The organism is Streptomyces sp. NBC_00510 (genome assembly GCA_036013505.1).
Lineage (GTDB): Bacteria > Actinomycetota > Actinomycetes > Streptomycetales > Streptomycetaceae > Actinacidiphila.
The window spans coordinates 1232902-1247598 of sequence record CP107851.1; the positions used below are offsets into that span (position 1 = coordinate 1232902).

Here is a 14697-nt window from a genome sequence, read left to right on the forward strand (position 1 = left end):
GCAGGCCGGAAACGTGCGCGCCGCTGCCGGACGGCGCGGCCGCCGTACGGGTGCGGCACCGCGCGGCACGACCGGGCGGTTCACATCTGCGGGTACCGGCGCCGCCGCCAGGTCCACGCCACCGCGGCGGCCGCCGCCGCCCAGCCGAAGAGCACCAGGTACGGGAAGGCGTACTGGTTCTCGGCGAAGTAGATCGCGTTGTGCTGGGCGTTGACCGAGGCCCCGGGCGGCAGCCAGCGGCCGACGGCCCCCAGCGGCTCGGGCAGCAGCAGCCAGGACACCGCCCCACCCGAGGACGGGTTGCCGAGCAGCACCATGAGCAACCACGTCGGCAGGATCGCCCACTTGCCGAACAGCATGTAGAACGCCGTGAACACCAGCCCCGAGGTCACCATCGTGAGGGTCAGGATCGCCCAGGACTGGAGGAAGGGCAGCCGCAGCACGTGCAGCCCCCAGTCCACCACCGCGACGATGGACAGGCTTCCGAGCACGGAATACGCGACGATCGTCAGGAAACGCTCCAGCGGCCTGAGCTCCGACGCGTGCACGGTCAGCTGCACCGCGCCGAGGAAGCCCACGATGACCGCGGCGAGCGTGATGTAGAAGATCGCGAGTCCCTGCGGGTCGCCGGGCTGCAGCGGTCTGAGGTCGCCGAGGCTCAGCCGCACCCCGGCCTGCGCGGCCGCCACCGGGGCGGCCGCCGCCAGCACGCGCGCCACCGAGGCCCCCGCGGCCGGCACCAGGTCGAACGAGACGGCGCCGCCCCCGGCCTTGGTCTGCGCCACGGCGAACACATGCTGCCGGTCGACGGCGTCGACGGCGGCCGCCCGCGTGGCGAAGCGGCGCTGCACCAGTTCGGTGCTCAGGCCCGAGTCCATGCCCGCCACGAACTTCTGCAGCTGGGGGGAGTCGTCCACGACGCCGATCGGGACGTGATGCGGTGTCGGATGCGCCATGGCGAAGCTGTACGAACCGGCGAACAGCCCCGCGCCCACCGCCAGGAGCAGGACGATGACCACGGCCGGCCGGAAACGTGACAGCCCGGAGGGGGCAGTCATCGGCTTACCCTCATCGCGCCCTCCGAAAGGCCGAGGCCCGTCCCCGGCGGCTTCGCGGCACGGCCGGGGGTGCGGGGCGAACCCGCCGCCCAAGTTACTGCCGGTGATCCACCCCCGCTACCTGACGGGACGTGGGCCCGGCGCACCGGAGTGGCGGGCCCGGCGAGCCGTCCGGTCACACGGCGGCGGCCTCCAGGGCGCGGACGACCCAGTCGAGGACGGGCCCGCGGCTCTCCAGGACGGGCCAGCCGTTGACCACCGCGAGCAGCCGGGCGTACCGCTCCCGGCGCGGGTCGGACGCCGTCCGCAGACGGGTCAGCAGCCGTCGCCGGAGCTCGGTGCCGTCCGCGGCGCCGAGGAGGTCCGCGTACTCCGCGGCGACGGCCGCGACGACCGTACGCGCCCGGTCGGAGGCGGGGTCGACACCGGCGGCCACGGCGGAGCCGACCCGCTCGCCGACCGACGCGACGACGTCGCGGCGCGGCGACGTGGTCCCGGCTCGGGCACGGTCGGCCGCGTGCTCCCCGGCCATCCGGCGCATCGTGGCCCGGAAGCCGGGGTCCCGCGACAGTTCGGCGAGCTCCACCCACGCCTGGACCTGGTCCGGCTCGGGGTCCTCGGGCAGCGCCGGGGTGAGGGAGCGGCGCAGGCCCGCGAGCGCGGGGGCGTCGGCGAAGTCACCGGGTCCGCCGAGGACGGCGTCGAGGAAGTCGTCGATGAGCCGTCCGCGTTCCGCCGCGGACAGCCTGGCCAGTTCGTGCATGAGCTCCGTCTCCTCCGGGGTGGACCCGCGCCGGGCCACGGCCGTCAGCACCGCGCGCCGCAGCCGCAACGTGCGGATCTGCGCCTCCAGGGCCGCGGCGTGGGCCGCCGCGACCTCGGGCAGGGACAGCTCCCGGTCCACGACCCGCCGGATCGTGGCCAGGTCGAGTCCCAGCTCTCGCAGGGTCCGCACGAGTTCCAGCCAGGCCAGGGCCTCGTCGCCGTAGCGACGGTAGCCGGCCGGACTGCGGCCGGCCGGTGTCACGATCCCCCGGTCGGAGTAGAAGCGGATGGTCTTGACCGTCAGCCCGGTGCGCCGGGCCAGGTCACCGATCGATTGGCGTCCTCGCCGTCCCGGAGACGACGATTCCCGCCTACCGTGCCGTGATGGGCTGTGGTGTCGGGTGGGTTCCCGCTTCGTTGCGCGGTGCCGGGACGAGTCCTGGTCTTATCTGCGCTCCACGGGCTGACACGGCCAGTCCGGCCGCCTTGGCGACGTTGACCGCCGCGTTCACATCCCGGTCCAGAACCGCCCCACATGCCCCGCAGGTCCAGATGCGGACGTGCAGCGGTTTGGGGCCGTCCTTGACGCCGCACTGCGAGCACACCTGAGACGTGGGCTCGAAGCGGCCGATCCGGATGAAGGTGCGCCCGTACCGGACGGCCTTGTACTCCAGCATCGCCACGAACGCCGACCATCCGGCGTCGTGGACGGACTTGGCCAGGCGCGTGCGGGCGAGTCCCTTGACCGCCAGGTCCTCCACGGCCACCGCTTGGTTCTCGCGGATCAGCCTCGTGGAGAGCTGGTGGTGGAACTCGCGGCGCGCGTCGGCTTCACAGGCGTGTGCCCGTGCGACGCGGATCCTGGCCTTGTCTCGGTTCTTGCTGCCCTTCTCCTTGCGGGACAGGGCGCGCTGCGCCTTCTTCAGGCGCTTCTCGGCCCGGCGCAGGAAGCGCGGGCTGTCGATCTTCGTGCCGTCGGACAGGACCGCAAAGTGTCCCAGCCCCAGATCGATCCCGACCTCGGGCGTCGCCTCCGGCAGCATCTCCGACGGGCCGGTCTCCACCACGAACGACGCGAAGTACCGGCCCGCACTGTCCTTAACCACCGTCACCGAGGACGGCACCGAAGGCAGCGGCCGCGACCACTTCACCTTGAGATCGCCGATCTTCGGCAGCCGCAATTTCCCGCCCGCCGTGATGGACCAACGGGCGTTCGCGGTAAACCGGACAGCCTGCCGGGTGTCCTTCCGCGACTTGAAACGGGGCGCGCCCATGCGGGGACGTTTGCCCTTCAACCCATCGAAGAAGTTCCGGTACGCCGCATCCAGGTCCCGCAGAGACTGCTGCAGCACGACCGCCGAAACCTCGCCGAGCCACGCCCGATTCGGGGTGTTCTTCGCCTCGGTGATCAGCGCCTTCGACAGGTCCCCGGTCTTCGGGAACGGCAGCCCCTCACTACGAGCAGTCTCCCGAGCCCGCAGTGCGTCGTTGTAGACCACCCGCGCACACCCGAACGCCCGTGCCAACGCGACGCACTGACCGGCACTCGGGTACAGACGGAAGCTGTACCGAAGCTGCACCCCGATCACGCTACACAACTCCGATATCGATCAGAACACCCGCACGAACCGTCGCCTCCTCTTCTCCTGCTTGCCACGTCGTTTCCGGACTCCGCCAAAGGACACCTCCCGACCGGCGGTCCAGCTCCTAGGTACACATCGCCGGATCGGCCCACGACGCGCCTCTCAAGATCGCCAACAGCGCATCGCGCAGTGAAGAACCGCTCTGATCCCGGGTGACGCGACAGCGCACACCCGTGCATACGCTTCTCTTCCGTCTCCCTTTGGGGAGGCTCAAGCCCCCGCGCGGGCCGCGACGGCACGGGCCGCCGCCGCGATGTCGCCCCCGCGGGTCGCGCCGGTGAGCGGATCGCTCGGCGCGTAGCGCACGGCGACGCCGTACTGGGCGCAGCGGGCGGCGATGGCGGGGCAGGCACGTTCCGCGAGGGCCGCGATGGTCAGGGAGGGGTTGACGGTGAGGGAGGTGGGGACGGCCGCACCGTCCGTCACGAAGAGGCCGGGGTGGGTGCGCAGCTCGTTGAGCTCGGTCAGCGCGGAGATCGCGGCGGAGTCGCCGAGCCGGCAGGAGGCGAGGGGGTGGGCGGTCACCGTGCCCGCCACGTCCTCGCTCCACGGGCGGACGGTGGCGAGGCCGTCCCGTTCCAGCACCGCCCGCGCGTGGGTGTCGGCCTCGGACCAGCCGCGCCGCGTGCCGGCCGTCGGTGCGAACCGCATGGTGCCGAGGCCCAGCCCGTTGGCCAGACGGGTGAAACTGCCGGTGAGGGGCGGCACGCCGAAGCTGCCCTCGGCCTCGTCCTCGGTCATGGCGAGCACGGTGAGCCAGGAGCGCCAGCGGGCCCGCATCTGCTTCTTGGCGACGCCCGACCAGCGCCCACCGGCGGTCTGCGCGAGGGAGTTGGTGACGGTCGGGAAGTAGATCTGCTGGAGGGTGAAGCGGGAGAACTCCGGCGCCCGGGCGTCGAGGCGGTCGAAGGACGCCGCGGTGATCGGCATCCCTATGTGCAGCGCCTCGTACGCCACCGTCGCGCTGCGCGCCAGCCCGAGCAGGGAGCGGACCTTGCCCTCGTCCAGCTCCGCGACGCTGACCCGGTCGCCGTTGCCGGAGAAGTAGCCGCCGACGGCCGGCGGGACTCCCCCCAGGGCGAGCGCCGAGCGCTGCAGCAGGACCGGTGTGCCGACCGCGCCCGCGGCCAGTACCAAGACCTTGGTGTGGAGGGTGCCCGCGCCGGTGGGGCAGGTGTAGTCCGCCGGGTCGACGGTGGTGTAGTCGACGGCGTAGCGGTATCCGGGCACCGTGGACGGGCGGATCAGCTGCACCTCGTGCAGGGGGCGGATCTCGGCGCCGTGGGCCTCCGCGGCCGGCAGGTAGTTGAGCAGCATGGAGCGCTTGGCGCCGAAGCGGCAGCCCGAGAGCATCCAGTTGCAGTCGGTGCAGCGGGCCCGGTCGACGGCGACGGGCACCGGGTTGCAGGTGTGCCCGGCGCGGTCGCAGGCGGCGGCCAGCACGCCGCCCGCGTACGAGACGTCGGGCCAGTCGAGCTTCGTCACGGGCAGGGCCTGCTCGACCTGCTCGTACCAGGGGTCGAGGGCGGCGCGGCTGAGGGAGGCGGGCCACAGCCGCCGTCCGGACGCGTCGCGCCGGTCGAAGACGAAGGACGGCGCGCGCAGCGACGCGGCGAAGTAGACGACGCTGCCGCCGCCCACGCAGTTGCCCGCGACGACCGAGATGCCGTCGCCCTTGATCACGTCGACGATGCGGGGATACGCGCCCAGGTCGAGGTCGTGGGTGAAGTCCTCGGTGGCCAGTCGCGGTCCGCGTTCGAGGACGGTGACCCGGGCTCCCGCGGCGGCGAGGTGGTAGGCGGGTATCGCGCCGCCGAAGCCGCTGCCGATGACGAGGACATCGGTGGTCTGGGGGCTCATGCGGGGCTCCCGGAGGGGGTGGTCGCGGGGTGCGGCTCGGCGAGGGCCGTGCCGTAGGAGTGGGACGGGTAGCGCCACAGGCCGTCGGCGTCGGGCTGCGGGAAGCCGGTCCAGACCAGACCGGGGTGGCCCTCTGCGAGGGCCTGCGCGGTGTGGCGGTGGGCGGCGGTGTCGAAGGCCAGGCCGACGAGGAAGGCGAGCAGTTGCCAGATCGGGCGGTCCAGGTCGTCGGCCCGGAAGAGCCCGGTGACCAGGGTGGTGCGGTGGTCGAAGGAGAGGCCGACGAAAGGCGGGCGGTCGAGCGGGAGCAGGATGAGCCGGCTGATCGCGTAGGCGGTGGCGCGGGCGTCCAGCAGCGCCGCGATGCCCGGCAGGAGCGGGTTCAGCGGGAGGTCGGGCGAGGTGAGCAGGGTGATGACGCCGGCCTGTACGGCGCCCGGGCCGGAGGCGGCACCGGCGATGGCGCGGTCGGAGGGGGAACGTCGTTCCCCCGGCACGAGGGTGTCGGCGAAGGCCTCCAGGGTGGAGACCGGCCAGGAGCCGAGCGTGGCGGCCGCGGCGGGAGCGGCCGCGGCGGGAGCCGCCATCGTGCCCAGTGCGGGCAGGGCGGCAACGGCGGCGGCCAGACCGCGCAGCATGGCGCGCCGGTCGATGCCGGGGAGCGGCTCCATCGGCTACCACCCCGCGCACAGGAGGCTGAAGGGCAGCGTGACGGAGAGCCCGCTCTCGCCGGCCTCGTCCCCGTACGCGTCCAGGACGTCCGCGACCTCGGGCAGTTGCGGACGCAGCGCGGCCACCAGGTCGCCGATGCCCACGGTGACCCCGTTGAGCCGGAAGTTCGTCAGGAGCATCGCCGCACGCCGGTTGCGCTTGTCGAACCAGTAGCGGCCGTCCCAGGAGACGTACGGGACCGCGCCGGTGGTGGACTGCACGCTCCAGTGGTCGCGCTGGTAGTAGCGGCACACGGGGAGGGCGAGCGCGAAGCGCGCGGGTTCGGCGAGCAGGAAGCGGACGGCGCCGCCGTTGTCGAGGGTGATGTCGCGCTTGGAGTACTCCACGCACACCGGGTCGGACAGCCAGAGCCACGGGTCGGGGGTCTCGCCCTCCCCGTACGTGTGCCAGTCGCAGGCGGCGGCGAACGGCGGCTCGGAGTACGGGTCGGGAGCGTTGGCCGAGGCGGGGGCGGTGACGGTCGCCGCGAACAGGACGGCCGCGGCCAGGGTCAGCAGGCGTGAGGAACGGCGGAAGCGGGGCATGGGCAGACTCCGGCGGTCGTGGGGACGGGGCGTACGGGGCCTGGGCACCACGCAGGATGCCGCTGACGCGACGTCAGGGCAAGAGGTTGCACATAGACTCATTGAATGAGTGGCTCATCCACTGCCTGAGTATGTTGACGCGGCGCCCCGTTGCTCGGTGGGCTTGGACCGGACCGCTTCGAGAGGACGACCACGGTGGAGCCACTGCCCCGCGAGACCATCGTCGACGTGCTGGAACGCCGCCTGCAGGAGGACATCCTGGGCGGCACCCACCCCGCCGGCACCCTGCTGCCCCCGGAACACCGCCTCGCCGAGGGCTACGGCGTCACCCGTACCACGGTGAAGCACGCCTTCGGCCGGCTCACCCAGGCCGGTCTCCTGGAGACCCGCCACGGCGTCGGCACCCGGGTCCGCGACTACCTGCGCCTCGGCGGTGCGGACCTGCTGCCCATGCTCGTACGGCACAACCCCGGATGGCTGGCCGACATCTTCGAAGTCCGTGCCGGTGTCGGCACGTTGATCGCCGAACGCGCCGCCGTCAAGGCCACTCCCCCGCAACGCGCCCGGCTGCGCACCCTCCTGGACGCCGTCGGCACCGCCGCCGACCCCGACGCCGTCCAACTGGCCGACGCCGAGGTGCACCGCGCCCTCGCCCAGGCCACCGGAAACCGCGTCTACGTGCTCCTCACCAACACCCTCTTCGCCGCCTACCTGCCGCTGCGCGCCCGCCTCGTCGCTCCCTTCCGCGACCCGGCGGAGGCCGCCGCCCGCCTGGAACCCCTCGTCACCGCCGTCATCGACGGTGCCGCGACCACGGCCCGCACGGCGGCCCAGGCGTACCTCGCCGGGACGCAGCGCATCATGCTGGAGGCGCTGGAGTCGCCGTGAGCAGGGCGGGCCGCCGCGGAAAGCGTCCTCGGTCCGCGGCGGCCGGCCGCGTCAGCGGGCCTGGTCGGTGGGCCGGATCAGGATCTCGTTCACCGCGACGTGGTCGGGCTGGGTGACCGCGTACAGGACGGCGGCGGCGATGTCCTCGGGCTGCAGGGTCCGCATGGACTCGGCCATGCTCTTCGCCATGGCCTGGATCGCCGGGTCGGTGATGTGGCTGGTCAGCTCGGTGGAGACGAAGCCGGGTTCGACGAGGACGACCCGGACGCCCTGTTCGGTGACCTCCTGACGGAGCGACTCCGCGAAGGCGGTGACGCCGAACTTGGTGGCCGAGTACACGCCGCTCGCGGCCGTCGCCGTACGCCCCGAGGTCGAGGAGACCTGGACCACGGCCCCCTTGCGCTCCAGCAGGTGGGGCAGGGCGGCGTGGACCGCGTACATCGAGCCGAGCAGGTTGGTCTCGACCATGCGCGTCCACTCGGTGGTGTCCGCGCCGAGGATCGGGCCGCTGAGCATGACGCCCGCGTTGTTGACCAGGATGTCGAGGCCTCCGAAGCGCTCGACGGTCGCCGCGACCGCGTCGCGCACCGATGTGTGGTCGGTGACGTCCAGATCGAGGGCGAGCATCTCGCCAGGGGCGTCCTGCACGAGGTCCTTCAGCCGGTCGGCCCGCCGGGCCCCGACCGCGACCAGGGCGCCGGCCTTCGACAGGGCGATGGCCGTGGCCCGGCCGATGCCCGAGGACGCGCCGGTGACGAGGACGACCTTGCCTTCCAGGGTGCCGCTCACGTTGTTCTCCCAGGAGTTCGTGTTCGTGGTTCGCGACCCGGGCAGAATATGACCGCCGGGTCATGTTGAGCGTAACAGCTAACCTGACCCTCCGGTCACGTTGGTGATATGCTCCACACCTGGGAGGAGGCAGGAATGAGCGGGACGACAGCCACTCCGGGCCAGCGGGCGGACATGGTGCGCAACCGACGCCTGCTGCTCGAGGCGGCGACGGCGGCGTTCGCCGAGCGCGGGGTCGACGTGCCGATCGGTGAGATCGCCCAGCGGGCAGGCCTGGCCAAGGGCACGGTCTTCCGGCACTTCGCCTCGAAGGAGGACCTCCTCGCGGCGATCATGTTCCAGTTGCTCGACCAGCTCATCGGCTCGGCCGGCCGCCTCCTGGAGGCCGACGACGCGGGGGCGGCGCTGCGCGAGTTCATGACCGACGGCGTCGAGGCGCTCGCCACCGACCGTGCGTTCTGCGAGGTGATCGGCCGCCCGTCGCTGCAGCACGCCGAGGTCCGCGACCGCATCGCCCTACTCTGCGACGCCGCCGAGGCGCTCACGGCCCGGGCGCGCGAGCAAGGCGCCGTGCGCGGCGACATCACGGGGACCGACGTCGTCCTGCTGCTCGGCGGGATCCACCAGACGGCGGCACCGCTGCTCCCCATCCAGCCGCAGGCGTGGCGCCGCTACCTCGCGCTGGCCTTCGACGGGCTGCGCGCCACCGACTCCGGGCCCCTGCCGGAACCGCCGCCCGCGCGCCTGGAGATCGCCGACCCCACGACGTCGCCGTAGGGCACGCGCACCCGCCCCTTTCCCGACCAGCGGAACATCGGGCCCGCCGGCGCATGCCGCCGGCGGGTCTTGACCGCACCCATGCCCATGAGAGAGCATTGCTCTCATTGATAAGCACTGCTCTCGACGGGGGATGGGGATGAAGCTGTTCTCCGCGGGCCCGCCGCTCGGGGAACTGCACGAGGAGTACGCGAAGAAGGGCCGGCTGGACGAGCGCGCGCCGGTCAGGTCGACCAGTTCGGTCACCGTTGACGCACCGGTCGCCGCGGTGTGGCGGCTCGTCAGCGACCTGCGCGCCTGGAACACGTGGCGCTCCGACGCCCGCGTCGTCGAGCTCGGGGCCGTGGTACCGGACGCACGCTTCCGCTGGAAGCTGCGGGGGACGCCCATCACGTCCTCCTTCGCCGTGGTGGCGCCCGAGCGGGAGCTGTCGTGGACCGGGCTGGCGATGGGCTGGATGAAGGCGGTCGACCGGATGCGGATGGCACCCACGGACGACGGCCGGACGGTCGTCACGATCGAGGAGTCGCTCTCCGGGCCGCTCCTCACGCTGTTCTACGACAGCGCACGGCTCCGCAGGGGCCACGAGGACATACTCCGCATGCTGAAGGCCGCCGCGCAGGAGAGCAGGGCCTCGTGCAGGCCGGGGACCTAGGACCAAGGGACGACTGGCCCGGTCTGCGCCGGTTGCGGGATGCTCCCCGCATGATCGAGCGCGAGGACGCGGTCCGGAGGGTCCAGGAGCACCTGGACCGGTGCTTCCCGGGGCGCATGGCGGTGGTGGAGGCCGAGGAGCACGAACTGGTGTGGGTCGTCGTCTACCAGTCCGCGGAGTACGTCAGGAGCGGCGACGCGAAGCAACTCCTGGCCGGCAACGGACCGTACCTGGTGGACCGTGCCGACGGCCGCATGCACGCGATCGGCCCCGTGGACTACCTCATGGGCGGATGGGAGGGCGAGTACCGGGCCCGTGTCCGCGGACTGCCCGTACGGACCGCGGTGGACGACCTGGACGACGGGATACGCACGTCGGTGGCCGCCCGCGGCCGTGTGTTCGCCATGGTCGAGCTGCGGGAACGGATACCGGCGCTCACCCCCGCCGACGCCCTGGCCTACGTGACGGCCCTTCAGGCCGTCCGCCCCGCCCCTCGGCGTGCGCTCGCCGTCGTCAGCGAGGCCCTGGTGCCGTACCGGGAGCCCGTGATCAGGCCCGTCCCCCAGCAGCGCGAAGACGCCGGTCAGGACGGGGGAACCTGACCGGCGCCGGTCTACGTTGCGGGGCCGCGGTGGCGGTCGCCCCCGGCGAGGGGCTCCGTGGGGCTTCAGCCGAACGATCGTCCCCACGGGCGAAGGGATGAGGCCCGGGGTCACTGGCCCACTCACGGCACCCGCATCTTGTAGAACCGTGCCCCGGCCCGGATTGTTCCCGCGTCCCGGTGGTCCGCGGCCGCGGAAGGCATGTCCGCGGCCCTCTGCGGGGAAGCGCGTTGCATGACGAAGACCGGTCTCCCGGAGGGCATCCGGGCCTGCCTGTTCGATCTCGACGGAGTGCTGACCAAGACCGCGGTCGTGCACGCCGCCGCCTGGAAGGAGGTGTTCGACGACTTCCTGCGGCACCGGGAGGGTGCGGACTTCCGCCCCTTCGACAAGGTGACCGACTACGACGAGTACGTCGACGGCCGCCCACGCGCGGACGGCGTGCGGGCCTTCCTGGCCTCGCGCGGCATCGAACTGCCCGAGGGCTCCGCGGACGACCCGCCCGAGCGCGACACGGTGCACGGGGTGGGCAACCGCAAGAACGAGATCCTGCTGGAGAAGATCCGCACCGAGGGCGTCGAGGCCTATCCGGGCTCGGTCCGCTACGTGAAGGCCGTACGGGCCGCCGGCCTGCGGACGGCCGTGGTGTCGTCCAGCGCCAACTGCCGCGACGTGCTGGTCGCGGTCGGCATCGAGGACCTCTTCGACGTGCGCATCGACGGTGTGGTGGCCGCCGAGCGCAAGCTCCCCGGGAAACCACACCCCGACACCTTCCTGGAGGCGGCGCGCGAGTTCGGGGTGGAGGCGAAGGCGGCGGTGGTCTTCGAGGACGCGCTGGCCGGCATGGACGCCGGCCGCTCCGGCCACTTCGGGTACGTCGTGGGGGTGGACCGGGTCGGCCAGGCCGACGCCCTGCGCGCACACGGCGCCGACATCGTCGTGCGGGACCTCGCCGAGCTGCTGGAGGCGGACGCGTGATCAGCCACTCCTCCTACGTCGTCGAGCCGTGGTGCCTGCGTGAGACCGCGCTGGACCTCGACGTGCTCGCCCAAAGCGAGTCGGTGTTCGCCCTCTCCAACGGCCACGTCGGCTGGCGCGGCAACCTCGACGAGGGCGAGCCGCACGGGCTGCCCGGCTCCTATCTGAACGGTGTCCACGAACGGCACCCGCTGCCCTACGCGGAGGCGGGTTACGGCTACCCGGAGGCCGGCCAGACCGTCATCAACGTCACCAACGGCAAGATCATCCGGCTGCTCGTCAACGACGAACCGTTCGACGTGCGCTACGGGCGGCTCGTCTCGCACGAACGCGTCCTCGACCTGCGCGCCGGGCATCTGCGCCGCACCTGCGAATGGACCTCCCCGGCCGGCTGCACCATCCGGGTGACCTCGACCCGCCTGATCTCGCTCACCCAGCGGTCCATCGCCGCGGTGGTGTACGAGGTCGAGGCCGTGGACGACGTGCGCCTGGTCGTCCAGTCCGAGCTGGTGGCCAACGAGCAGCTGCCGAGGACCTCGGGCGACCCCCGGGTCTCCGCCGTGCTGGACTCCCCCTTGCAACCGGAGGAGAACCTGGCCCTGGACAACCGTCTGCGCCTGGTGCACTCGACCTCGGTCACCGGGCTGCGGGTCGCGGTGGCGGCCGACCACGCCGTGGAGGGACCGCCGTCCACCCGTAGCTTCAGCGAGAGCAACGACGACACCAGCCGGCTCACCGTCACCTCCTCCCTGGCGGCCGGGGAGAAGCTGCGCCTGGAGAAGATGGTCTCCTACGGCTGGTCCCAGGTCCGTTCGCTGCCCGCCGTGCGCGACCAGGTGGAGGCGGCGCTCGCGGGCGCCCGCAGCACCGGCTGGCAGGGGTTGTGCGATGAGCAGCGCGACTACCTCGACGCGTTCTGGGCGCGGGCGGACGTGGAGATCGACGGCGACGCCGAGATCCAGCAGGCGGTCCGTTTCGCCATGTTCCACGTCCTTCAGGCGGGTGCGCGCGCCGAGCAGCGGGCGATCCCGTCGAAGGGCCTGACGGGCTCGGGCTACGACGGGCACTCCTTCTGGGACACGGAGACCTTCGTCCTTCCGCTGCTCACCCTGACCTCGCCGGAGTCCGTCGCGGAGGCCCTGCGCTGGCGCCGTGCCACCCTGCCCGCCGCCCGGGAGCGCGCCTACCAGCTCGGTCTCGAGGGCGCCGCCTTCCCGTGGCGCACGATCGACGGCTCGGAGGGCTCGGGCTACTGGCCGGCGGGAACGGCCGCGTTCCACATCAACGCGGACATCGCCGACGCCGTCGTCCGCTACGTCTCCCTCACCGGCGACGAGGACTTCGAGCGCGAAACGGGTGTGGAGCTCCTGGTGGAGACCGCGCGCATGTGGCACTCCCTCGGTCACCACGACCCCCACGGGAACTTCCACATCGACGGGGTCACCGGGCCCGACGAGTACAGCGCCATCGCGGACGACAACGTCTACACCAACCTGATGGCCCAGGCGAACCTGCGCGCCGCCGCCGACGTCGTCGAACGCCACACCAAGGAGGGCGTGGCCCTCGGCGTCGACGACGAGGAGACGGCCGCCTGGCGGGACGCGGCCGCGGCCATGACCGTGCCCTACGACAGCGCGCTCGGCGTCCACGAGCAGTCGGCGGGCTTCACCCGGCACCAGATGTGGGACTTCTCCTCCACCCGGCCCGACCAGTACCCGCTGATGCTGCACTTCCCCTACTTCGACCTGTACCGCAGGCAGGTGGTCAAGCAGGCGGACCTGGTACTGGCGATGGTCAAGCAACCGGAGGCCTTCGACGACGAGCAGAAGGCCCGGAACTTCGCCTACTACGAGCCGATGACGGTGCGGGACTCGTCCCTGTCGGCGTCGACGCAGGCGATCATGGCCGCCGAGGTCGGTCATCTGCGCCTCGCCTACGACTACCTGGGCGAGGCGGCGCTGATGGACCTGCACGACCTGGAGAACAACACCCGCGACGGCCTGCACATCGCCTCCCTCGCCGGCACCTGGGCCGCGCTGGTCGGCGGCTTCGGCGGGATGCGGTACCGGGACGGCTGCGCCGCCTTCGCACCCCGGCTGCCGGAGAAGCTGCGGCGGCTCGCCTTCACCCTGCAGGTGCGGGGGCGGCGGCTGAGGGTCGAGATCACCGGCGCCGCGGCGACGTACACCCTGCTGGACGGGGAGCCGCTGGAGCTCTACCACTACGACGACGGGTTCACGCTCACCGTCGACCGCCCGCAGACGCGCAAGGTGCCGCCCCTGCGCACGCGTCAGGCGCCGGAGCAGCCGCCGAGCCGCAGTCCCCGGCGCCGCTGACCTCCCCGCGTGCGCGGCGGGTGCGCCGGCGCCGGTCCCCCGAGGGGGCCCGGCGCCGGGTCAGCGCCCGGGAAAGTGGGGCAGGACCTCCTCGGCGAGTTCGTGCAGTACCTCCGCGACCGGGCGGTCCCCCGGACGGAGGTTGAGGGAGACGTGGGCGACACCCAGGTCCGCCATCGCGCCCAGGTGGTCGACGAGGGCGGTGCGACCGGTACGCAGGCCGAGGCGGATCGGCTCCGGCCGGGCCGCGGGGTCCGCGACCAGGTCGAGCAGCATGGGCGTGAGGTAGGGCTTGGACCGCCCGCCGGTGAGCTCCCGCCACCGCTGGACGTCGTCGCGCAGGGCGTCGAGGGGCCGGGGGTAGTTCAGGCCCGCGTCGGCGTGCCCGGCGATCCACTCCGGGGTCTGACGGGCGCTGCCCGCCACCGCGATCGGGATGTCCCCGCCCACGGGCTTCGGCAGGACGTCGATCCGCCGCTCGGCCCGGAGCCCGGTGCCGGGCAGGGTCAGCCCGAGCCCGGGAGCGGGGGTCGCCCAGGCGGCGCGCAGGGTCCGCACGCCGTCGCGGAAGGCCTGTCCGCGGCCGTCGAAGTCGGCACCGAACAGCGGGTACTCCACCGGGCGGTCCCCGCTGGCCAGGCCCAGGACGAGACGTCCCCCGGAGAGCACGTCGACGGTGGCGGCGGCCTTGGCCACGTGCAGCGGGCCGCGCAGCGGCAGGACGACGGCGGCGGTGCCGAGCACGACGTGTTCGGTCAGCGCGGCAAGGTGCCCAAGGTACGCGAAGACGTCGAAGACGGATCCGGCGTCGCCGAAGGCGAGCGGGTCGTACACGGGTACGTCGCGCAGCCACAGGGCGCTGAAGCCGAGGCGGTCGGCGAGCCGGGCGAGGTCGGCGTGACCGCTCAGGTCCGGCACCCCGAAGGGGCGGCCGGCCTGCTGGTCGGCGGCGCGCCGGCCGGCTCCCCAGTCGTTGTCCAGGGGCAGTTCGAGTCCGAGGGTGAGCCGCTGGTACGGGCCGGTGAGGCGGGTGAGGGCGGTGCTGGTCATGGTGCGGGCCTTCGTCGGGTGCGGTGTCGGAGCCGGGACC

Annotated in this window: 14 protein-coding genes; 6 read left to right on the forward strand and 8 right to left on the reverse strand. The window is 72.7% G+C overall.

The features are described 5' to 3' along the window. Positions 1-80 precede the first annotated feature (80 nt). From OG937_05510 to OG937_05535, 6 genes are all read right to left on the reverse strand, one after another. Positions 81-1058, reverse strand: a complete 978-nt coding sequence (locus OG937_05510) for an ABC transporter permease (GenBank protein ID WUD71183.1) — start codon at positions 1056-1058, stop codon at positions 81-83. 175 nt (positions 1059-1233) lie between these two features. Then, a complete protein-coding gene (locus tag OG937_05515; protein WUD78635.1) occupies positions 1234-2154 on the reverse strand; it encodes a MerR family transcriptional regulator in 921 nt (306 codons plus the stop codon). A gap of 40 nt (positions 2155-2194) precedes the next feature. Beyond that, entirely contained in the window at positions 2195-3403 is a 1209-nt protein-coding gene (locus OG937_05520) for a transposase (protein ID WUD78636.1), read from the reverse strand. Between the two features lie 273 nt (positions 3404-3676). Then, positions 3677-5326: a GMC family oxidoreductase gene (locus OG937_05525; GenBank protein WUD71184.1), complete on the reverse strand. Its 1650-nt coding sequence runs from the start codon at positions 5324-5326 to the stop codon at positions 3677-3679. Continuing rightward, a complete protein-coding gene (locus OG937_05530; GenBank protein WUD71185.1) occupies positions 5323-5997 on the reverse strand; it encodes a DUF5987 family protein in 675 nt (224 codons plus the stop codon). The genes OG937_05525 and OG937_05530 overlap by 4 nt, the downstream gene beginning before the upstream one ends. 3 nt (positions 5998-6000) lie before the next feature. Continuing rightward, complete coding sequence (locus OG937_05535) at positions 6001-6582, reverse strand: hypothetical protein (GenBank protein WUD71186.1); 582 nt, start codon at positions 6580-6582, stop codon at positions 6001-6003. A gap of 195 nt (positions 6583-6777) precedes the next feature. Here OG937_05535 and OG937_05540 point away from each other — a divergent pair, with 195 nt between their 5' ends. After that, the gene (locus tag OG937_05540) at positions 6778-7470 is read left to right on the forward strand and encodes a GntR family transcriptional regulator (protein ID WUD71187.1); all 693 of its coding nucleotides are present in this window, start codon (positions 6778-6780) and stop codon (positions 7468-7470) included. A 51-nt stretch (positions 7471-7521) separates the two neighbouring features. Here OG937_05540 and OG937_05545 read toward each other — a convergent pair whose 3' ends face one another. Then, on the reverse strand, positions 7522-8259 hold the full coding sequence (locus OG937_05545; GenBank protein ID WUD71188.1) for an SDR family NAD(P)-dependent oxidoreductase: 738 nt from the start codon (positions 8257-8259) through the stop codon (positions 7522-7524). 135 nt (positions 8260-8394) lie between these two features. On the opposite strand from OG937_05545, the gene OG937_05550 reads away from it, so the two are divergent. From OG937_05550 to OG937_05570, 5 genes are all read left to right on the forward strand, one after another. Continuing rightward, complete coding sequence (locus OG937_05550; GenBank protein WUD71189.1) at positions 8395-9036, forward strand: TetR/AcrR family transcriptional regulator; 642 nt, start codon at positions 8395-8397, stop codon at positions 9034-9036. 139 nt (positions 9037-9175) lie between these two features. Further along, complete coding sequence (locus OG937_05555; protein WUD71190.1) at positions 9176-9691, forward strand: SRPBCC family protein; 516 nt, start codon at positions 9176-9178, stop codon at positions 9689-9691. Positions 9692-9741: 50 nt separating this feature from the next. Further along, positions 9742-10293, forward strand: coding sequence for a YrhB family protein (locus tag OG937_05560; GenBank protein WUD71191.1), 552 nt, complete (start codon positions 9742-9744; stop codon positions 10291-10293). Positions 10294-10527: 234 nt separating this feature from the next. Next, on the forward strand, positions 10528-11271 hold the full coding sequence (locus OG937_05565; protein ID WUD71192.1) for a beta-phosphoglucomutase family hydrolase: 744 nt from the start codon (positions 10528-10530) through the stop codon (positions 11269-11271). After that, positions 11268-13607 (forward strand): family 65 glycosyl hydrolase, encoded by a 2340-nt coding sequence (locus tag OG937_05570; protein ID WUD71193.1) that lies wholly within the window; start codon positions 11268-11270, stop codon positions 13605-13607. Before OG937_05565 ends, OG937_05570 begins: the two co-directional genes overlap by 4 nt. Before the next feature lie 60 nt (positions 13608-13667). Here OG937_05570 and OG937_05575 read toward each other — a convergent pair whose 3' ends face one another. Continuing rightward, positions 13668-14657 carry an LLM class oxidoreductase gene (locus tag OG937_05575; GenBank protein WUD71194.1) on the reverse strand — a complete coding sequence of 330 codons (990 nt, stop codon included), beginning with the start codon at positions 14655-14657 and terminating at the stop codon, positions 13668-13670. Positions 14658-14697: the final 40 nt, after the last annotated feature.